We start from the raw sequence: 21573 nt of genomic DNA, 5'->3' as shown, positions 1-21573 counted from the left end.
GTATTTATTTGTCGTTAATAGACATAAATATATAGTGGCGATATTGATAATAGATTGCCCAAAAATAATGTATATCACTTTGGAAGAAGATCTCAAAAAATACGATTCATAATATTAATAACAATAAAAATCTTCATTTAATGCAGGCTAGAAAATACTATACATCGCACGGACGCCCGTTAGGTTAGGAGAATCACTTGTCAACACAACCATTGAGTCTCGCTCAATTTGTTGAGCAGAGTAACACTCGAATTGCAGAAATTAAAAAAGAGAAAGATGCCCCAATTAATTTAAAAGCAAGAAACTTTGGCTTTGCGCTTTTGTGTATTTTGGGGTTGGTGTTAGCAAGCTTTATCGCATTACAAATTATTGCCGGAACAGTGGCATTACTCGTTGGTTTTATTGGTATCGCCGTTATGTTTTATGGCTTGCGTTATCTCAAAATGAACGATAAACACATTAAGCAAAAAATGCGTAATCATATCGTTGCCAACATGATTGAAGAGGCTAGAACCCATAAGATAGAAACCTTAACCAATCTGGTTATTGATTCAAAAGCTCGTTTAGATGGAGCGCGTGAAGCCCGGAATAAAATGGGTGGTTATGTGGAACGTATTAAAGCGAAACTAAACGAATCAGATAAATCTTCATCCAGTTATCAAACCAAGTTGAATATGGCCGGTCGGGTTGAGCAAGCATATAGCCAAGTCTGTATCAACGTAGAAAAAGCGGGTGAAGCACATAAAGCTCTCGCGAAGAAGGTTGAAGACTATAAAGAAATGGCAGAGTTTTCAGATATTGTTGGTGATGCTATGGCTTTTGCTAACCAAAATAATGATTCAATCGATGAAATGCTTGGTATGGAAGCATTTGCTGCCATTGAACAGGACTTCCAATCTGCAATGGTCAGTATTGAAAATTCTGTATCCGATTATGCAATTGATAATGAATAATTTTAAATTTTAGATAGTTAAAAGGTCAGTTATGGCAGAACAAAAAATTAAACCTGCAAAAAGTACCCAGGTGATGAGGATTATTATTGCAGTGATCTTCTCCTTGGTTGTCATATTGTCAGTGCTGAGTTTCATGTCGGGCTATATGCAAGGCGACTCTGGCTCTGATTCAAACGACACTTATCAAAGTGAAAGCCCGTTCTAGGCATAATAAAATTAAAAGGGATGAAAATGAAATTATTTGCAGTGATGCTATCAGCGTTAATTGTAACGGCTCCGATTCATGCGAAAACGCTTAATATGGGAACTGGTGGTTCAACCGGTAACTACTTCAAAATGGGCAACGACATCAAAAGCTATTGTAGTGATGATGTGAGCGTCGATTTGAACGTTGAAGAATCTGGTGGGTCGGTTGAAAATTTACTTGGCTTGATGAATAAAAAATACGCTTTAGCGATTGTTCAAGAAGATGTATTGCATTATAACGCTAAGCGTTCACCGAAGAAGGTAAACCGAAATCGTCTTAAGGTGTTAACTGGTTTACATGAAGAATCTGTGCATCTACTCATTCCGAAAGGATATTCGCCAAAAGGCAGCGGTAATATTCTCTCATCACTATTTGGGGGCGATGATAAGAAAAAATTCACACTTTCTATGCTAAAAAATCAAGAGGTAGGTTCATGGGGTGGTTCGATCGTCTCAGCTGAAGCATTGAGTTATTTCTTTAAATTGAATTTACATGTCAAAGAAACCCAAGAGAATGTGAACAATACCAGTATGCCAATTGTTTTAGTTGGTGGTGCTCCATATCAACCGGTGAAAAATTACCTAGATTCAGGGAAATGGGTTTTGGCGAGCTTAGATTATGATGAAATTAAAAAAGACGCGCCATTTTATAGCAAACAAACAGTGAACTATGAAATTAGTGGTAAAGTGTCACCGGTGCAAACTGTTGGCGTTAGAGCGCTTTTAATTGGTAAATCATTCCGTAAGGAATCGCGCAATAAACCAATGTCCCAATTGGCAGCTTGTATATACTCCAATGTAGCAGATTTGGCGGATGATCCTGATACAAGCCCTAACTGGGCAAGTGTTTATGATTATATCGAGGATGATGGTCAATCTGATTGGGCATATTTCCCTCTTGATGAGCAAGTGATGAAAAAATACGAGTAATCATTTCATCAACCCAAATAACCTCTGAATTTCGTCAATGAGGTCGTTGGACACAAAGTATGGCTTCCATTTAAGGAAGCCTTTTATGTTTCTGGGCGGGATAAAAGTTGCAACGTCTGGGCAAAAAGTTGCTTATCTTGAGAAAGAAATTGCCCTAATATTATTTTTGTTTTTATAACCTGTTGATTTTATTTATTGGCTTGGTTGGCATTACCCTTGCTCTTTAGTGGTATAGCGAAATATCGCATCATTTGTTTTTATTTGAAGGAATTTGTAATGCCAACTCCATGTTATATCTCTATCGAAGGTCAAACCCAAGGTCTTATCACTGCAGGCGCATGTACAGCAGATTCAATTGGTGACTCTTACGTGGAAGGCCATGAAGATGAAATGCTGGTACAAGAATTTGACCATAGCGTGACTGTTCCAACTGATCCTCAATCTGGTCAGCCTTCTGGTCAGCGCGTACATAAAGCGTTCAAATTTACAGTGTCATTAAATAAAGCCGTTCCACTGCTATATAACGCATTGGCATCGGGTGAAAAAATGTCTTCTGTGACATTAAAATGGTACCGTACTTCTATCGAAGGTAAACAAGAAAACTTCTTCACTACCACGTTAGAAAATGCGTCAATCGTTGATATCCGTTGCGAAATGCCACACTGTCAAGATCCAGCAAAATCTGACTTCACGCAAAACCTAACTGTATCGATGACTTACCGTCAAATCAGCTGGGAACATGTGAATGCGGGTACTTCAGGTGCAGACGACTGGCGTAAGCCTGTTGAAGCATAACGCTTCGATTGGGCGTTTAATCTAATCTCACAGATTAAACGGGCTATCTGCCCAAGATATTAAATGATAAAGCGCCGATGTTCGGCGCTTTTTTGTTGGCAGCTTAGGTGAAGCGCTAACGAGAAAAAGGAAAATGATATGACAATGCTGATCCAATCTAATGAAGATTTGCTCTCGGCTCAACGTCAAGGAAAAGAATTTAAATTTGTTTACTTCTGGGGGCACAGAAAACCACAGCAAGGAATAGCAAAATCTTGCTTCAGCCAATGGTATGAGGCTCCGTTCTATGAAGGGAGTAAATGTTTTCTCACCGCAGAACATTACATGATGTATCAAAAAGCAAAAACGTTCGATAATCATGATATCGCAGAAAAAATTTTGGTTTGCAAAACTCCAGGAGAGGCGAAAAAGCTTGGGCGAAATGTCGTTGGCTTTGATGAGCAAATTTGGCGTGAGGTTCGGTACAACATTGTTGTTCAAGCTAACGTACTTAAATTTTCTCAACATTCGGATATGAAGGCATTTCTCTCTAATACTGGCGACCGTATTTTAGTTGAAGCGAGCCCTGTCGATAGAATTTGGGGAATTGGTCTTTCAGCCGACGATCCAAAAGTAGAGCAAGTAAATCAATGGCAAGGCCTAAATCTACTTGGATATGCTTTGATGAAAACTCGTCAACTGATAAATGAGTTATAACCGTTTTGCGAGTAATGACAAAAAATTGTTCTTGCTGGGCAATAAGTTGCTTAGCATGAGAGAAATATTGCCCTACTAGGTATGTTGACTTTATAACCTATTGATTTTTGATAGTAGAGAATTGGCACTTTGTTTGCTCATAGTCATGTATAGCGTGAAATAACGCCTTACTTACTTATTGAAAGGAATTTGCAATGCCAACTCCATGTTATATCTCTATCGAAGGTCAAACCCAAGGTCTTATCACTGCAGGCGCATGTACTGCCGATTCAATCGGTGATTCATATGTTGAAGGTCACGAAGATGAAATGTTGGTTCAACAGTTTGACCACAGCGTAACTGTACCAACTGATCCTCAATCCGGTCAGCCTTCTGGTCAGCGTGTTCACAAAGCTTTTAAATTTACTGTGTCATTAAATAAAGCGGTTCCATTGCTATATAACGCATTAGCATCGGGTGAAAAAATGTCTTCAGTGACATTAAAATGGTACCGTACTTCTATCGAAGGTAAACAAGAAAACTTCTTTACGACTACGCTAGAAAACGCATCAATCGTTGATATCCGTTGCGAAATGCCACACTGCCAAGATCCAGCAAAATCTGACTTCACGCAAAACCTAACTGTATCGATGACTTATCGTCAAATCACTTGGGATCACGTGAACGCAGGTACATCTGGTTCAGACGACTGGCGTAAACCAATCGAAGCATAGTCTTCGTTACACAATAAAAAAGCGCTGGGGAGTAGTACTTCCCAGCGCTTTTTTTATCCCTAGGCGGGATAGAATCGGATAGTGTTGTTTACTTAGCGGCAACTTTATGATTTCTAAGTTTTATTCTTTTGCCACATTTTTTGCACACATAGACGTGTTTGACACCTAGCATTTTATCGAGAAATGAGCGATGTTGACGCATTAACTGACCTTGATGATCACATTTTTCCATTTTTTCAACCTTGTTATGTAAATGACAACTGAATAAACAATCTGTTTGTTTTATGTTCATTCTGTATCTATAAAGATGAAAGTTAGATTAAAATTTCACTCTTTCATTTCACATTCTTTAATTAATCTAAATGATCATTTAGGTATAAATAGCACCTTTAATTAATAATTATTATTACGAGCTGTATCTTTATTTTATTTATTAGTACAAAATACTGTAAATAGTAAGTTGTAAAGACAGAGCCATGTCACTAAGGTGTTAATTTTCTAACACTTATAATTTAAAATTCAATGGTTTTCATATCAACTGATTTATTCGATAATTTACCCAATTGAAGTTCATATCCATATATCTTGGATCAGCATCACTAATCGTACTCAATACGTTTTATAAAACTATCATGTATAGTGATGAAAATAGTACCAATAATGAGATTTTTTAATTTTAAAACGGCAATATTGTGATTCTTATTCCATGATTATTATCACAACTTATAAAAGTTAAATCTAATATTGGTGTATCAGNGTGTATCAGAGTAGATTAAATAATTTGAATTTTTATTTTTTGGCTTAATATATATAAAAAATCTATTTATTATGAAACTCGGTTTATATTGATCTAATTTTATAATCGAGGCTAAAAATAAAGCCACCTTTGATGAGGTAGCTTTATCGATTATTGTTTTAATTAGAATGCCAACTGATGTTGTTATGGATTTACTGAGAATCCAATTGTGTCTGGTTAAAAATATATCAACCTTTCTTAGATAAAAATATAGCTCTAATTGGTTAATTTTAAATAAAATGCATTTATTAATAAGTGATTGTTTTAGATAGTGTATTACATTAGTTATTTATATTTAAACGACATGCATATGAGTTAAATTTTATATTTAAATGCAGAATATAACGTTTATTAGCAATATAAAATTATGTGGTTGATAAGACGTTTCAACCACATTTATAGCCATATAACTTGCTTGAGACTCAACACATTCTCGATGAGACTCTATCTTAAGGTTTCTGGGTATATCTTAGGCGCGTTCTTTATACTCAGGGAGTATGTCGAGCATGAGTTGTAGTTGAGGTGTCATGGATCCTCGACGCCATATTAACCATGTAGTGAGCCAGCGCCAGTCTTCTCCCATTGGGCTGATTTTTACTTGTTCATGCCCTGGCATTGTCATCAACATGCTTTTCGGCAACATGGCGACACCAGCGCCAGCTATCACACAAGCGAGCATGCCGTGATAGGATTCCATTTCATAGATGTTGCCTGGTTTGGCGTGATCGGCTAGAAACCAGTTTTCAAAGTGGCGTCGATATGAACAGTTTGCGCGAAACGCATAGATATTCTGACCAGTCAGATCTTGGCCCCGAGTTATCGTAGGGTATTGGCTTGGTGAGATCAGAACTAACTCTTCATCACACAGTGGGCGTCCTTCAATCGCAGGGTGAATGACGGGGCCATCGATAAATGCCGCGGCGAGCTCTCCATCTAATACTTGGTCAAACATACTGCCGGATGGACCGGTAATTAAATCCAACTGAATTAACGGATAGCTTTGATTATATTTCGCTAGAATGGGGGGGATTCTTACCGCTGCGGTACTTTCTAATGAACCTAAATGCAAACGTCCTTTAGGTTCTTCGCCAACGACGGCATCGCGAGCTTCTTCGACGAGTTGCAAAATTTGGTGGCTGTAATTGAGAAGGTTATATCCAGCAGGCGATAACCTTAACCGTTGGTTCTCTCGGATGAACAGTTCGACACCTAGGTCAGCTTCCAATTGTCTAATGCGGGTTGTGACATTGGAAGGCACACGATGGACTCGTTTGGCTGCTTCTGACACGCTACCCGTTTCAGCAACGGCATTAAACATTTCAAGTTGAGATAAGTTCATACCATTCTCATTTTGTGAAAGGAATTTTTAATATTATTCACTTTTCTGTTTTGGTCAGCAAGAGCAAACTACACTCATTAAAAGATGAAAGAACGAATATACGGAGTTCATAATGTCTAATAGCCCGCTTACCCAATCTATATCTAAAAACCCTGCTAATGGTCAGATAATCGGAGAATATCCGTTTGACACTTTTGACCAAGTAGAACACGTTGTTGCTGAGAGCTTTAAGCAAAGTAAGCTATGGCGTCAGTACACTGTTGCTGAGCGTAGTGAAAAACTGATTACCATCGGCCAAGCTCTTAGAGATAACGCCGAAGAAATGGCGCAGATGATTACTGCTGAAATGGGCAAACCTATTTTACAAGCTCGTGGTGAGGTGGCTAAAAGTGCCAACCTATGTGATTGGTATGCAGAGCATGGCCCAAACATGTTAGCTACAGAGCCTACCATGGTTGAAAACAACAATGCAGTGTTGGAATATCGTCCAATGGGCGTTGTACTGGCAATCATGCCTTGGAACTTCCCATTATGGCAGGTAATGCGTGGTGCAGTGCCGATCCTTCTATCTGGTAACACCTATGTTTTAAAACACGCGCCAAACGTTATGGGGTGTGCGTATTTAATCGAAAGAATCTTGCGTGAGGCTGGAATCCCAGAAGGTGTGTTCTCTGTTACACACGCAACTAATGATTTGGTCAGCGATGTGATTAGTGATGACCGCATCGCAGCTGTTACCTTTACTGGTAGTGTTCGAGCTGGTAAATCAATTGGCTCTCAAGCTGGAGCTGCTTTGAAAAAATCCGTCCTTGAACTGGGTGGTTCAGATCCATTTATCGTATTAAACGGTGCTGATATTGATGAAGCGGTAAGAGCTGCGGTTGCTGGCCGTTATCAAAATAGCGGTCAAGTTTGTGCGGCTGCCAAACGTTTTATTATCGAACAATCCATAGAAACTGAATTTACCGAAAAATTTGTCGCTGCCGTTAAAGCATTAAATATGGGCGATCCACTCGTTGAAGAGAACTACGTAGGGCCAATGGCACGTTTTGATTTACGTGATGAATTGGATACACAAGTTCAAGCGACTATCCAAGAAGGTGCCAAAGTACTACTTGGTGGCCATATTGTGGAAGGTGAAGGCAACTACTACGCACCCACAATTTTGGCGGGAGTTACCCCTGAAATGACAGCATTTAAGCAAGAGATGTTTGGACCTGTTGCTGCTGTCACTGTCGCTAAAAATGCAGACCATGCTATTGCGTTGGCCAATGATAGTGAATTTGGTTTATCGGCAACTATCTATGCTGATGAACAGCAAGCCATAGAACTAGCCGCGCAGATTGAAACCGGTGGTGTATTTATTAATGGCTTTAGTGCTAGTGACCCACGCGTTGGTTTCGGTGGGGTTAAGAAAAGTGGTTACGGACGTGAGCTTTCTCATTTTGGTTTACATGAGTTCTGTAATATCCAAACAGTATGGAAAAACCGCAAGGGCTAAGCGCTCTGCTGAAAAACATCATCGGTTAGTTCAGAAGTGGCGAAGGCAGCAATGTCTTCGCTTTTTTCGTTAAAAGTGATAGCGGTAAAGCTCATGTTGTTGTGCTGGCGTAAATGTTTGGCACAGCCCCCGTTTTTACAATCAAACATTCGTTTAATCAATGAACTGCGACCCATTCCCCTATTTACCACCTTTAATCACCATATAATAAAATGAAACATTATTTCATTTATATTTTATTATTTCTGCCGAATTGGCATGCGGCCTTCTTATGATCGATCCCTCACAAGGGAATAACACCTCACGGAGGAAATTAGATGTTCGANTTCCCCTATTTACCACCTTTAATCACCATATAATAAAATGAAACATTATTTCATTTATATTTTATTATTTCTGCCGAATTGGCATGCGGACTTCTTATGATCGATCCCTCACAAGGGAATAACACCTCACGGAGGAAATTAGATGTTCGACAACCTATTATTCCAATCTAAATGGTGGCGTACCATCTTACTCTCATTCGCTGCGTTATTGATAAGTGGAATGGGATGGGCCGCTGATACCACGTTTACAAACCCTGTTTATGAAAACGGCGCAGACCCATGGGTGATGTATTACGATGGCAATTATTATTCAGCGACAACCACTTGGAGTTCTCAGTTAGAAATGCGTAAGTCCGCAACTTTAGCTGGACTCGCCGATGCTACGCCGGTGAATGTTTGGTCGGAAACTAATTCTGATCGTTGCTGTAATTTTTGGGCGTTTGAGTTTCATCGCTTAAAAGGCCCAAATGGTTGGCGTTGGTACATGTTGTATACATCAGGACATGAAGATACTTACGACTATCAACATCTCTCTGTATTAGAAAGTGCCGGGGACGATCCAATGGGACCTTATCAATATAAAGGTTCTCCGATGGAAGACAGCTACAATATCGATGGCAGTTACATCACCATCAATAACCAACTGTATTTAATGTATTCACAGTGGGTGGGTGATGAGCAGAAAGATTTCATTATCAAAATGTCAAACCCATGGACGACCACTGGTCAAGCGAGTGTGTTGACTCACCCAACAGAAGATTGGGAAAAAGTTGGCATGAATGTCAATGAAGGCCCTGAAGGTTTAATTCATGATGGGCGTGTTTTCGTGGTCTATTCTGCGAGCTATTGTGCAACTCCCGATTATAAGTTGGGCATGCTAGAACTGACAGGAGACGATCCTTTAGATTCTGATGCCTGGACCAAATACGATGAACCGGTCTTTACTAAAGGTAATGGTGTATATGGTCCTGGACACAACGGATTTTTTACTTCTCCTGATGGCAGTGAAGATTGGTTGGTGTATCACGGTAACGCTAATGCGGATGACGGATGCGGCACTGGTCGAGCCTTACGCGCTCAGTCCTACACATGGAATTCTGATGGTACTCCAAATTTTGGAGAACCGATTGCCAGTGGTGAAGCTGTGGCCGTTCCTTCCGGTGAAAATGGCCCAATGCGGGTTAAACCACAAGCACCTATGATGCGTTTAAATCATTATGTTACCACCACGGTCGATGGAGAAACTCAGTTGAGTTTATCAAATACAATTCCTGCGATTTTAGATTCTTTATCTGATGGAACGGTACGTTTTACTGATTATGCTGGTGGCTTTTTGTCTGGTTCTAGTTGCAGTAAATCCCAATCATTTTTACCTTGGGAAAATGAAGCTTGTCAAAAATGGCAAGTCGAGCAGTTATCTGATGGCCTTCTAAAATTTGTAAACAGTGATGACGAATCATCGTATATGGCGTGTGATGGTGACGATTGTGATGAGTGGGGATTATCTCCATTGAGTAGCGTTGCCGTGGTAAGCGCACAAAGTGGTTTGGTTGTGACCGCAACAGATACGGGAATTGAACAGCAAGGTTGGAGTGGGGATTCCACTCAGATTTGGTGGATGCAACCTGAACAAGATGGAACGGTAACCATAGTTCCTGATAGCGAACCAACACACTGTTTAAATGCTAGTGATAACAATGCGACATTTGGAACTTGTAGCAGCGACGCTAGTCATTGGTATTTACGTCCGAGAGACGAAGGGGGGTACCGGATTGTAAATAAATCAACCGGTAGACTATTAGATTTAACGGATTGCGCTTTGGATTCTGGAACTGTGATTGGCACGTATGATGACCTAGATAATATTTGCCAACGCTTTTATCTAAGAAATACCGATTAAAGTGGGCAGGTAAAAAAAGACCCCTACAGTGAGTAGGGGTGTTGCAATGAACAACAAAGGTTGCGTAGTCATCGGAGTGATGGGGAGTATTACTCTCCATCACTCTTATTTTGAGCTCTCATTTCGTGATAGTGGATAAAGGTGTCACCAGCACGAAATAAGGAATGGATATCGCTCTGCATTACATCGGCAAGGCTGCGCGACTTAATCGGTCGTTAACTGCGTTCCACGCCTCCCCCTTCGGTGGACGCTCGAGCCAGATTTCATCGAGTTGCAACTTGTCGGCCTCTGCAAGAGAGCGATAAAGCTTATTACCGTAACGAGTGGCATCGTTTGGCATTTCAATTGATGCAATGTCGTTTCCGGTGAATTCATTGTGAATTAAGTCTGTGGTATGTATTACCGCATACGTTAATGATTTATCCCTTTGGCTTAATGCCTGTTTTATATCGTCCACTAGGCGCAAGAGGGTTTTCGGTTGATAGTGACTGCCCACGTTTCCGGGGACAGAGACATCATGGTGTTGCGGGTAATTCACCGCTTCCCCTAACGTCGTACTGATGTCATGAGCCGTAATCGGACCAGCGCGCAGCACTCTCACAGTCTCTGAGGTTAAATCGATGATGGTGGATTCCAATCCGAAGAGACAATCCCCACCATCAACGACCGCATCAATTCGACCATCGAGTCCCGATAAAACTTGTTCCGCATTGGTTGGACTCAACTGTTTGTATGGATTGGCAGAAGGGGCTGCCACCGCTAATCGATGCTCTTTGAGTAATGACAGAATCACTGGGTGAGCAGGCATTCTAAGGGCGATGGTGTCTAACCCTCCAGTGACGACTGAAGAAACATGTTCTGCCTTACGCATTAAAAATGTGAGCGGGCCCGGCCAATAAGCTTTTGCAAGCGTAATGGCTCTTTCTGGCACATCTGCAGCCCAATCTTTTAATTGATCCATTGAACCAATATGAACAATGAGTGGGTGATTAGCTGGACGTCCTTTAGCAGCAAATATTTGCTTCACCGCTTCTGGTTGGGTGGCATCAGCTGCCAACCCATATACCGTTTCAGTCGGTAGAGCGACCAGTTTCCCAAGCTTTAATAAGCTCGCCGCATGTTGTTGATCTTGAGCGCTATTCGCGCTCAATTGAAGCGTATTCAACGAAACCTCTCTGTTTATTGTGGTAACCATTGTTGGTCCTGATATTTAGACACTTGATGGTTATCATCGATGTGGTACAAAAATAGCCAACCGTTATCAACCAGTGATGACACGTTATCGTGTTTGTTGATGATGTCTTCAATTGCTGTTTTAGGTGCTTGAATGAAGGCGCTTAAACGAATAGGTTGATGACGATACTGTTTACCGTCATGTACCGATTGTTGGGATAAACCGATACGTAAGTCGCCACCATTTCCTTCGAATACCCCGATGTGTCCACCAACGACATTATGCAGAAGCTTATTACCACTACCGTACTTAGTCGGTGCGGTGACTGAAGCAAAGTATTGCAAGTTAATCCAGTTCATAACCAACAGCGGTGCTGTCATGATATTTTCTAGTTGCTTAAACTCTGGGTCTTGGTCGGCATGATATTCGTGTAAAAACGAGCGTCCATCTAAATCCATGCTTCGAGTTAGGGCTCGCGGAGCAATAAACACACCTGCGTTATTGCACAAGCCCCATTCTGGTCGCATCTGTGCCCAGTTAGTGGCTCTCTGTTTAAAGAAGCGGCTGACATCTTGTGCCGATGGCTCATCATTGCCTGTATCAAATTGCTTAACCCGTTTGATACGTGCTAAATCGCAAGCCGCTGAGATTTTCTCTGCCCAATCGCACTCTTTTGGTTGTTTGAATACCTGTAGTTCATCGGTTGTTGTGTTGTGAATCGCTGCGTAAAACTGCGTATCTTCGGGAATGGTCACGCCAAACTCTGGAGTTAAGGCGCGAACTTCTGGATCATTCAATATAGCCGCTAATACTTTCGCATTGACTTCACCGCTTTGGCCGCCACATGCTCCGCAATCCAAACTTGATGACGTATGGTTGTTGCATGTTTGACTACCATGACCGGCCAGTAACACCACATTAGCTAAACGCTGGCTGATCCCCATGGCTTTGAGTACACCTGCGCCTAATTCCGCTTTTTCAGCGGTAGTGAGTGACACTTCATTGCGTTTTAAATCCCACTCATCATTAGTGCGTGCATCTCTATTGACTGGGTTTTCGGTGCCTTGCTGCATCACAACACGTTTGAATAAACTGACCAGTTTTAACAGACCGCCAGCTTCGACCATACCTAAGTTAGATGAAGGTTTTTCTAAACTATTTTGCCATCCTAGCTTGGTTAAGCGTAACCAACGGTCAGGCTGCATTTTGGTTTGCTGCGCAACCAAATTTGGCGCGAGTAGCCCCGGTAATTGTGGACGTTTGATTGACCCATCTTGGTTTTGATAACTCATAGGAATACCAAAGAAACCAGTAAAACCAAGCGTTTCTACTTCTGAGCCTTGAGCTTCAAGTGCTCGACGCATTGGCTCTGAGCGCACATCGATACAGAATATCGCCTGAATCTGCGGACGAGTTTGTGCTTGAACTTCTTGCGCGTGCTTCACTTGCTCGATCCATGGTGCATGAACGCTTAACTCAAATGCACGTTGCCAAACCCACATAGGTTCTAGTTGCTGTTTGGCCAATTCATAATATTGGGTCACATTGGCCGCTTGTGATTGCATGGTTTGACGAACTTGAACAAAGGTATCCTGTTGTTCTGTCTTCAACCATTGCCACAGCACGTAGTCCCAAGCAAGTAGAATGACACTAAGACCGAGTGTATGTGGAATGTCGATTTCTTGTTTATTCAGCCCAGCTTGCCAATCAAGCCAAGATTGCCAGCCTGCCCAACCAGAAAGTTGGTGCAATGACGCTTTCATAAACGCGAGAGAACCATGTTCGTTCTGTAATAATTCTTGCCACTCGGTTTGAAACAACTCTAGCGCACCCTCGATAGAGGTTGGCAGTTGGCCAAAGTAAGGCAGTAGGTCAACACCGATAAGAGTGCGAATGCCTTTATCGCGAGTGACAACTTCAAGCCAACTTTGGTAGAGGTGCTCACCGTTTTTACCTTCTGCATCAAAACGCTCTGGGTATTGGTGATACAGCGCGATAAATTGGCTAACCTGTTGTTGAATCTCTTGGCCCCAGCTATGGCCTTGCTCTGAAGGAATATTATCATCCATTAGCATTGCCAGTGTTTCCCAGCGAGGCAATGGCTTATCTTGACGCTCGATGTATTCTTGCACTTCTTGGTACGTCAACGGGGAGCGGATGTCTTTTATCGCTTGTTCTACATGTTCCGGTTGGATTTGTTCTTTCCACTTAGCTTGGAAGTACTTTTTATCCATTAACCCCGTGATACCCGTTATGACTGCTTGTTCAGCAAAAGTTTGCTCTATACCTGAGTGGCGCTGAGGCCACCATGGGTTAACCGCGATGGATTGATCAAGTGGCCAAGCTGGCGCAATGGATTCTGAAGCTTGTTGAGCGATGTTGGCGAATGGTAAGGTAATTTTTTCTAAAATCATTATTTTGCCTCGGTTTCTACTTGCCAATCAGTATGTTGAAGTTTTAGCAGTGACTCACTGGGCCACAGTTTTAGGGTTAGACGTGTCGACCATTCATCAAGATAAGCGCCTGCATTCAACCAGATAAACAATCTTTTAACCCAGTGTATATGCGGCCAATATTGAAGCGCGATTGAGAGTACGAATAAGCCAATAAATAAGAGAGCGACGAAACTATCTGCAATAAGGTTTAATGGTGCATCCAATCCCATTAGTACTGCTAAATGATGTTTTGCTGTGGTGTAAAGCGTTAAGAGTAAGGCTGCAAACCCGATAGAAATGGCCATGCGTGGCAGCGTTCCTTTGTCTAAACGCGTCAAGCTTGGAACGATTAAAGCTGTCAGTGCAAACCACACTAATGTTGTTGCTGCAAAGCTGGTCATTATCGCAAATTGCCATTGAGCGACGGCGAGCATTGCGAGTGAAATACTCAAAGCCATCAGCCAGTGTTTTAGCTTTGGTTTGACTGAACCGGCTAATTTTGCAGCGAGGTAATGGTTCACTGTATTGCCACTGTTTAAGAATGAGTAGGCTTTGTAAAACGAGTGGGCGAATAGGTGAAGCAGTGCCATTTCGTAAAGTCCTAGCGCAACTTCTACAAGCATTAATCCCATTTGAGAACTTGTTGACCATGCCAGTTTCACTTTCACACTAATACGTGTTGTACTCACTAAGCCCGCGATAACAGTGCTAACTCCAGCGAGGACTACGACTAACCAACACGCGAAACTGCTTGATGCCAAAATTGGTGCAAAGAACAGCAACAAGATGCCACCGAGGTTTACAATTCCTGCGTGCAAAAGGGCAGATACAGGCGTTGGTGCTTCCACAACCTGTATTAACCAACCGTGCATTGGCAACTGGGCACATTTAATCAAAGCAACAATCGCCAGCAGAACAGCGGCGACACTGATGTTAGTACTGCCATGAGCAAAAGAAGCTTGTTGGACGATTTCATTGATGTAAGGTGTTTTAAACTGTCCGTATAGCGCGACAAACGCAGCTGCTAGTAAAAGCTCACTTAGACGTGCTAACAAGAATTTTTTGTGTGCTGCTAGCTGAGCGCGTGGACGTTCTGGGTAAAACAGAATTAAACGGTGTAGTGTTAAACTAACCGAAACCCAAGCGGCCCAAAACAACAACAGATGGTTACTGCTAATCACAACCACAACCGATGCGATAGTCGCTAAAAGAGCGCGTAAGAATCGAGAACGGTCGGCTTCACCACTAAAGGCGACCCAACTGTAACGAACAATGGTGAATCCCAAAATCGCAATTAATCCTAGTAACATCATCTTGAGCGGTGTTACTAAAAACAGAGTAGACATGACAAACCTCACACTTAAAAACGTGATGCCTATTGTGAAATTCTGTTACAGTTAAGTAAAATACATAATTAATTAGAAAACATTCTGTTTTATAGAACAGTAGGATTTATGAGTCGACTTAACTACCATCATCTGTACTACTTTTGGCAGGTGGCAAAGCAAGGTAATCTAACCCAAACGGCGCAGAAATTACATATTTCTCAGTCAGCACTTTCTACTCAAATCAAGCAGTTAGAGCAAGCTATGGACGTTCAGTTGTTCGTCCGACAAGGACGCTCTTTAACCTTGACTGAGAGCGGCTATCACGCCTTAAGCTATGCCGAAGAAATTTTTCGTAATGGTGAAGAATTAGAGACGTTGTTAACAAGTGGTAAGACCTTACCTGGTGCAACTATTCGTATCGGCATCTTATCTACTATCTCACGTAACTTCATTGAGCAGTTTATTCAACCATTGATTAATCAGAACGATTGCCGCTATGTGTTGCAATCGATGAGTCAAACAGGCCTATTAAATGCATTGGGAGAACTGCAAGTTGATGTAGCCCTCACGAATATCGCAGTGCGAGGTTCGAATAAACAAAATTGGCAAAGCCGTGTGTTGGCGCGCCAAGCGGTAGCGATTATTGGTCCGCCAGGATTAGGGCTAGGTGATCAACTTGGTGAAGCCTATCGTAATCAGAGATGGGTACTTCCTTACGGAGAAAATCCCCTAAGAGCTGCATTTGATGCATTTGCTGCACAATACCAGTTGCAACCTGAGATAGTGGCAGAATCAGACGATATGGCGATGTTACGTCTTTTAACCCGTGATACTGGCGCGTTGGCCGTTATGCCGGAAGTCGTGGTTAAAGACGAGTTGGATCATGGTACGTTGAAGCGTTATATGTTGTTACCCAATGTTTATGAGAACTTCTACGCCCTAACGATGACGCGCCGCGTCGTTCACCCAAAATTGGATATGTTGATTCGGCCGTTACTTTAAGAAAAAACTCGGCTTTGGCATCGCAATTGCCATAGCCGATTGTTTGATCGTGTTAACATTTTTATATTTCACCAGATATTTAACGGATGCTGTTTTGTGAAGTTACGCATAGAAAGTAATCGAAAAATTATGGTGCCATCCTCTTGATTTTTATTTATAAATCATAACTTTAATTATCTTTTCTGTTTTATCAGTGTTTGTTAATTGTCCTGAACTCTGGACAATATTTAGTATTGTGACCCCATTTGATACTCCCTATATTCATAATCATAAAACGTGGAACCAAACAGCCAATAAGTGGCTAATTATAATTATTAATCTGGTCTGTACCTACAATGAAAATGATTACCTCACGACAACACAGATTATTACGTCAACTGCTGCAACAGAGAGAGTATGTCACCTTACTCAATCTGGCAGAGCAGTTTGGTGTGTCTAAAAAAACGGTTCAGCGCGATCTTAATGTCATCAATGATTATTTAGTTGATTCTCACATTCAGGTGGACAAAAAAGCAGGAGCGGGGGTCATGTTAATCGCGGACAATACTGCCGACCTGCTACTACTCGAACAGCAGCTCAATGGTGAAAATGATGACGCTGATGGTGTCACGGGACATGCGCGCCGGATAAAAATTGCCTCTTGGTTATTAAGTGAAACCCCGAAGGAAACATCCATTAACAAGTTGTCAGAACGTTATTCGATTAGTAATGCCTCTATCGTTAATGATTTAAGAATTATTGAAGATTGGATTACTCCACTAGGGTTGCAATTAATTCGTAGTCAGAGTGGAACCCATATTAAAGGGAATGAGAATAATGTGCGCCAAGCTATGGTCGCATTAATTAACGGATTAATGAACCATCAAGATCCCGGTACTGTCAATCATTCCCGCTTAGATCCCGGAAGCTACAAGGCGTTGATCCAATATTTCGGTGATCAAGATGTTGCGTTTGTCGAAGTGCTTCTAAAAGAAATGGAAGAATCATTAGCTTATCCATTGGGTGAGCCCTATTACATCAATATCTTTACCCATATTTTGATCATGATGCATCGCAGGGTTAAAGGAAATTTATTAGTACATTCTGGTGATGTGTCGCGAGAAAAACCGACCGATCCTGCCTTTGCTGCAGCGGGAAAAATGGTAGAAAAAATTGAACAACATATTGCGTTGCCATTACCGGAAGATGAAGTTTGGTTTATCTACCAATACATCATTTCATCAGGTGTTATGGTGGTTGAAAATCATAACCATAGCTTACTTAATGCGGCGTTGTTTAGTGATGAGGCGCGCGACGTTACCTTGCAATTAGTGACGAGATTCTCACAGCTCATTAATGTTGATTTAGGTACTGATAAGCAGCTGTTTGATGGTTTAGTCGTTCATATTCGACCTTTAATCAATCGCTTGCATTATCAAATTATTATTCGCAATCCATTGTTAGAGGACATCAAGAACGAATTGGTTGATGTGTATCAGTTAACTCGTGTCGCAGCCGAAGATGTCTTTTCCAGAACCACGCAGAGGCTTGTTTCTGATGATGAACTGGGATATTTAGCCGTCCACTTTCAGGCTGCAATTGAACGGCAAATTACTCACAAGCGAGTATTACTAGTTTGTTCGACCGGTGTGGGCACATCACATTTGTTAAAAAGTCGCATTTTACGCGCCTTTCCCGATTGGGAAATCGTAGCGGCTGTACCCTCTAAAAATTTACCAAGAGTTAATCAGGAAATGTCTCCTGATCTGGTGATCTCAACTGTTCATTTACCAGAAATAGATACACCAGTGGTTTATGTTACCGCGTTTCTTAACGATGCGGACCTCCAGCGGGTCACTGACACCTTGATAACGGAAAAGCTGCACCAAGCCAGTAGTGCGCACACTATTATTCAGTCTTAATTTTACAAAAGAGAAGGTTATTTATGGACATCACAAAAATTCTCACTGAGAAACACATCAAATTAGATATGGCGGCAAGAACCAAAGCTGAAGTTATTGAAGAGCTTACCGATTTATTAGTAGAGGATGGTTCAGTTATTGATCGTGAACAGTTTATTCGTGATGTTTGGTTACGCGAAGAACAAGGTTCAACCGGATTTGAAAATCATATTGCTATTCCTCATGGTAAATCAGCAGCAGTAAAAAATACTACCATTGCGATTGGTCGAACTCTACATGAGGTTCCTTGGGAAAGTTTAGATGGCAGTGACATCCGCTGTATTATTTTATTTGCTGTGCGTTTAGAAGATCAAAATACCACCCATATCCGTTTATTAACCCAAGTTTCTAGCGCTTTGGCTGATGAAGATATTATTGAAAATTTGCTAGTAGAAAATGATCCTAAAAATATTATTCAGCTTTTTAATGAAACGGCTGAAGTTGATGCTTAATCCAAACCATTCATTATTTTGTAGACCTTAATTTATAAAAATAATGTGAAACATATTGCGAGAAAAAATTATGAATATTGTTGGTATCTCTGCTTGTACTGTAGGCATTGCACATACATATATTGCCCAAAAGAAAATTGAAACGGCCGCTAAAAAGGCCGGTGACAATGTAAAAATTGAAACTCAAGGCACGATTGGTATTGAAAATAAATTGACTGACGAAGAGATTTCTCAAGCTGATATTGTCATCTTAGCTGCAGACGTAAAAGTGACTGGAGAAGAGAGATTTACTGGTAAAAAAGTGGTGAAAGTGACAACTCAGACCGCAATTAAATCACCTAATAAACTTATCGAAAAATTGCACGAATTAGTTAAGGAATAATTGTTAACCAATCATTATGCAATGGATATAGAGGGTTTTATTTATGAGTATGAAAGACATATGGGTGGCAGCAAACCCTAAAGGTCATCTGCTAACCGCTATCTCGTTTTTGATTCCAATTGTGTGCGGCGCGGGTTTTATTATCGCTATTGGCATGGCGATGGGCGGTACAGCCCAGAGCTCGCTTGCACAAGATAACTTCAATATTTGGCAAGCACTCGCCACTATGGGAGGCAAAGCTTTAGGGTTATTACCAGTTGTCATCGCTTGTGGTATAGCAGGATCAATCGCAGGGAAACCCGGTATTGCCCCTGGTTTCGTCGTTGGTCTGGCCGCTAACTCTATCAATGCTGGTTTTATTGGCGGGATTATCGGTGGTTACATTGCCGGATATCTTGCTCAAGCGATTATCAAGCATGTTAAGGTGCCAAGTTGGGCTCGTGGTTTAATGCCTACGTTAATAGTGCCATTTTTTGCCTCTATTATTAGTGGGTTAATTATGGTCTATATCATTGGCTCACCCATTGGTGTGTTTACCGATGCGTTGACCTCTTTCTTAAGAGAGATGGGGACGTCATCAAACTTAGTGTTGGGGGCTGTCATTGGTGCTTTATGTATTGTTGACTTTGGTGGGCCTATCAATAAAACGTGTTTTGCGTTCGTTTTAACCTTACAAGCGCAAGGAATTAATGAACCCATTACTGCGCTCCAGTTGGTGAACACAGCCACCCCTATCGGCTTTGGTTTGGCCTATTTTATCAGTGGCTTAATGCGTAAAAATATTTATAACCATGAAGAAATTGAAACATTAAAATCGGCTGTCCCCATGGGGATTGTGAATATCGTTGAAGGCTCAATTCCTATTGTGATGAACGATATTATCCGCGGTATTGCTGCGGCTGCCATAGGTGGCGCTTGTGGCGGTGCGGTGACAATGGTTTATGGTGCGGATGCAACAGTGCCTTTCGGCGGCGTATTGATGATTCCTACCATGTCTCACCCAATGGCTGGAGTTATGGCATTAGTCGTGAATATATTTGTGACTGGTGTGGTCTACGCAATTATTAAAAAGGATGTTCCTCGCGATGTCGTTATTAATACCGATGACGAAGAGGAAGACATCAGTTTAGATGATATTAAGATCAGCTAATATCTAAGAAATATCACTATAAAAAATTTATATAAATAAACTAATTAAATATATCTAATAATATCTAGATAGGGATTATTACGTCCGTCTGGAAGGTTAGATAGCATATTAATTTATTTAATAAACATATCTTTTCATTAAAGCACGGAATTTATATATGAGTGAACATATTAATATTTCCCCATCATTGATGACAATGGATTTAGATCAGTTTAAAGAGCAAATTACTTTTTTAAATGATCATGTAGATTCATTTCATATCGATATAATGGATGGCCACTTTGTTCCGAATTTAAGCTTATCACCTTGGTTTATTGAGCAAACGCGTAAACTGACTAATAAGGAAATGTCAGCACATTTGATGGTGACCGACCCTTCATTTTGGGTCCAACAGCTAATTGATATTAAGTGTGAAGTGATCTGTATGCCTGCTGAGAACATTAATGGCATTGCATTTCGTTTGATTGACCAAATTCACGCAGCAGGTTTAAAGGCTGGCGTGGTATTAAACCCAGAGACGCCGGTTAGAGAAATTATGCCTTACATAGATATTCTAGATAAGGTGACCATCATGACTGTTGATCCTGGATTTGCTGGCCAACGTTTTCTCGCCAAAATGCTAGATAAAATCACCGAGCTAAACCAACTTCGTGAGGAGCATGGGTATAGCTATCTGATTGAAATGGATGGTTCAACCAATAAAGAACATTGGAAAATGATTCATGATGTTAAACCTGACATTTATGTAATTGGTCGTAGTGGTCTGTTTAACTTGGCGGATAATATCCATAGCGCTTGGGAAATTATGGTCAATGAGTTTGAAGAAGCGACGGGTAAGACATTTGCTTAAGTGTTTAAAATATTAAGTTGTGACTCCAGTGCGCTCGGGCTAATCAGCCCTAGCGCACTTTCCTCTTAGCTAACCGCAGTGGTGGTTAACTGGTTAAAAATGTGGTGAATTCACCACTCGATTTCGATTCTTGTCCCTTCTTTTACCAATTCAATCAATTCGTCCATCTCTTGATTGGTTAGTGCAATACAGCCATTCGTCCAGTCAAAGCTTTGAACAAAAGCAGGAGGACGATGCTCATCGTTTTTAATTCCATGAATCATAATATCACCGCCAGGATCAACGCCGCGTTGTAAAGCTTGTTGCTGATCGTCTTGATTTGGATAACTGATATGAAAGGCCTTGTAATATTGTGAATCGGTAATTACCTCATCAAGGTAGTAGTGACCTTCTGGTGTCCGTTGATCGCCTTGTTGGCGCTTTGGACCATGGGGATTCTTGCCTAATGCAATGCGATATTCTCGTACTACCGTACCAGAATCATACAGATAGAGCCGGCGTTTAGACTTGTCGACTTTGACTAAATCAACATCGGCCAATGCGTGACAGCAAAACAGCGACAATACGACAGCAAGCACGAGTCTCATGGTAAACAGCATCAAACAAGAGGATTAATAGGGTGATTTTGCCGAGTCTAGACACTATTGCCTAGTAGAATAAGAGTG

General features: G+C 41.2%; 20 protein-coding genes. 14 read left to right on the top strand and 6 right to left on the bottom strand.

All coding sequences use genetic code 11. The annotated features are described in order from the left end of the window. The first annotated feature begins 197 nt into the window (after window positions 1-197). The 6 genes from F9817_RS12590 to F9817_RS12565 all read left to right on the top strand — a co-directional run bounded on the left by F9817_RS12590 (window position 198) and on the right by F9817_RS12565 (window position 4333). Entirely contained in the window at window positions 198-953 is a 756-nt protein-coding gene (locus F9817_RS12590; RefSeq protein WP_161156044.1) for a hypothetical protein, read from the top strand. Between the two features lie 31 nt (window positions 954-984). Further along, window positions 985-1158 carry a hypothetical protein gene (locus tag F9817_RS12585; RefSeq protein WP_161156042.1) on the top strand — a complete coding sequence of 58 codons (174 nt, stop codon included), beginning with the start codon at window positions 985-987 and terminating at the stop codon, window positions 1156-1158. 26 nt (window positions 1159-1184) lie between these two features. Next, window positions 1185-2129 carry a TAXI family TRAP transporter solute-binding subunit gene (locus F9817_RS12580; RefSeq protein WP_230389756.1) on the top strand — a complete coding sequence of 315 codons (945 nt, stop codon included), beginning with the start codon at window positions 1185-1187 and terminating at the stop codon, window positions 2127-2129. A 276-nt stretch (window positions 2130-2405) separates the two neighbouring features. Further along, window positions 2406-2924, top strand: coding sequence for an Hcp family type VI secretion system effector (locus F9817_RS12575; RefSeq protein ID WP_161156038.1), 519 nt, complete (start codon window positions 2406-2408; stop codon window positions 2922-2924). A 138-nt stretch (window positions 2925-3062) separates the two neighbouring features. Then, window positions 3063-3620: a riboflavin biosynthesis intermediates N-glycosidase gene (gene ybiA / locus F9817_RS12570; RefSeq protein WP_202436446.1), complete on the top strand. Its 558-nt coding sequence runs from the start codon at window positions 3063-3065 to the stop codon at window positions 3618-3620. 194 nt (window positions 3621-3814) lie between these two features. Continuing rightward, on the top strand, window positions 3815-4333 hold the full coding sequence (locus tag F9817_RS12565) for an Hcp family type VI secretion system effector (RefSeq protein ID WP_161156036.1): 519 nt from the start codon (window positions 3815-3817) through the stop codon (window positions 4331-4333). Between the two features lie 1265 nt (window positions 4334-5598). Here F9817_RS12565 and ptrR read toward each other — a convergent pair. Continuing rightward, complete coding sequence (ptrR, locus tag F9817_RS12560; protein ID WP_161156035.1) at window positions 5599-6468, bottom strand: putrescine utilization regulator PtrR; 870 nt, start codon at window positions 6466-6468, stop codon at window positions 5599-5601. Between the two features lie 112 nt (window positions 6469-6580). Between ptrR and F9817_RS12555 the strand changes: the two genes are divergently transcribed. Further along, window positions 6581-7969 carry an aldehyde dehydrogenase family protein gene (locus tag F9817_RS12555; protein ID WP_161156033.1) on the top strand — a complete coding sequence of 463 codons (1389 nt, stop codon included), beginning with the start codon at window positions 6581-6583 and terminating at the stop codon, window positions 7967-7969. Here the strand turns inward: F9817_RS12555 and F9817_RS12550 are convergent. Further along, the gene (locus tag F9817_RS12550; protein WP_161156031.1) at window positions 7966-8145 is read right to left on the bottom strand and encodes a hypothetical protein; all 180 of its coding nucleotides are present in this window, start codon (window positions 8143-8145) and stop codon (window positions 7966-7968) included. The two genes, F9817_RS12555 and F9817_RS12550, sit on opposite strands and share 4 nt — an antisense overlap. A 292-nt stretch (window positions 8146-8437) precedes the next feature. Between F9817_RS12550 and F9817_RS12545 the strand changes: the two genes are divergently transcribed. Beyond that, window positions 8438-10195 carry a family 43 glycosylhydrolase gene (locus F9817_RS12545; protein WP_161156029.1) on the top strand — a complete coding sequence of 586 codons (1758 nt, stop codon included), beginning with the start codon at window positions 8438-8440 and terminating at the stop codon, window positions 10193-10195. Window positions 10196-10376: 181 nt separating this feature from the next. On the opposite strand, the gene F9817_RS12540 is transcribed toward F9817_RS12545, so the two are convergent. Genes F9817_RS12540 through F9817_RS12530 form a run of 3 tightly spaced genes read right to left on the bottom strand, consistent with a single transcriptional unit; the run spans window position 10377 to window position 15150 of the window. Further along, a complete protein-coding gene (locus F9817_RS12540; protein ID WP_161156027.1) occupies window positions 10377-11390 on the bottom strand; it encodes an L-threonylcarbamoyladenylate synthase in 1014 nt (337 codons plus the stop codon). Then, window positions 11375-13783 (bottom strand): DUF2309 domain-containing protein, encoded by a 2409-nt coding sequence (locus F9817_RS12535; protein WP_161156025.1) that lies wholly within the window; start codon window positions 13781-13783, stop codon window positions 11375-11377. Before F9817_RS12535 ends, F9817_RS12540 begins: the two co-directional genes overlap by 16 nt. After that, on the bottom strand, window positions 13783-15150 hold the full coding sequence (locus tag F9817_RS12530) for an NADH-quinone oxidoreductase subunit L (RefSeq protein ID WP_161156023.1): 1368 nt from the start codon (window positions 15148-15150) through the stop codon (window positions 13783-13785). Before F9817_RS12530 ends, F9817_RS12535 begins: the two co-directional genes overlap by 1 nt. Window positions 15151-15258: 108 nt before the next feature. On the opposite strand from F9817_RS12530, the gene F9817_RS12525 reads away from it, so the two are divergent. The 6 genes from F9817_RS12525 to alsE all read left to right on the top strand — a co-directional run bounded on the left by F9817_RS12525 (window position 15259) and on the right by alsE (window position 20908). Beyond that, window positions 15259-16134 carry a LysR family transcriptional regulator gene (locus tag F9817_RS12525; protein ID WP_161156021.1) on the top strand — a complete coding sequence of 292 codons (876 nt, stop codon included), beginning with the start codon at window positions 15259-15261 and terminating at the stop codon, window positions 16132-16134. A gap of 335 nt (window positions 16135-16469) precedes the next feature. Continuing rightward, complete coding sequence (locus F9817_RS12520) at window positions 16470-18035, top strand: BglG family transcription antiterminator (RefSeq protein ID WP_161156019.1); 1566 nt, start codon at window positions 16470-16472, stop codon at window positions 18033-18035. A 23-nt stretch (window positions 18036-18058) separates the two neighbouring features. Next, on the top strand, window positions 18059-18526 hold the full coding sequence (locus F9817_RS12515; RefSeq protein WP_161156017.1) for a PTS sugar transporter subunit IIA: 468 nt from the start codon (window positions 18059-18061) through the stop codon (window positions 18524-18526). 70 nt (window positions 18527-18596) lie between these two features. Further along, entirely contained in the window at window positions 18597-18908 is a 312-nt protein-coding gene (locus F9817_RS12510; RefSeq protein WP_161156015.1) for a PTS fructose transporter subunit IIB, read from the top strand. Window positions 18909-18951: 43 nt separating this feature from the next. Continuing rightward, window positions 18952-20058, top strand: a complete 1107-nt coding sequence (locus F9817_RS12505) for a PTS fructose transporter subunit IIC (protein ID WP_161156013.1) — start codon at window positions 18952-18954, stop codon at window positions 20056-20058. Window positions 20059-20215: 157 nt separating this feature from the next. Then, the gene (alsE, locus tag F9817_RS12500; RefSeq protein WP_161156011.1) at window positions 20216-20908 is read left to right on the top strand and encodes a D-allulose 6-phosphate 3-epimerase; all 693 of its coding nucleotides are present in this window, start codon (window positions 20216-20218) and stop codon (window positions 20906-20908) included. 110 nt (window positions 20909-21018) lie between these two features. On the opposite strand, the gene F9817_RS12495 is transcribed toward alsE, so the two are convergent. Then, entirely contained in the window at window positions 21019-21495 is a 477-nt protein-coding gene (locus tag F9817_RS12495) for a L,D-transpeptidase family protein (protein ID WP_161156009.1), read from the bottom strand. Window positions 21496-21573 lie beyond the last annotated feature (78 nt).

This window comes from Vibrio eleionomae, from assembly GCF_009874545.1.
Taxonomy (GTDB): domain Bacteria; phylum Pseudomonadota; class Gammaproteobacteria; order Enterobacterales; family Vibrionaceae; genus Vibrio; species Vibrio nitrifigilis.
Note: the sequence above shows the minus strand (reverse complement) of the source record. Positions and strands in the feature narration are given on the sequence as shown.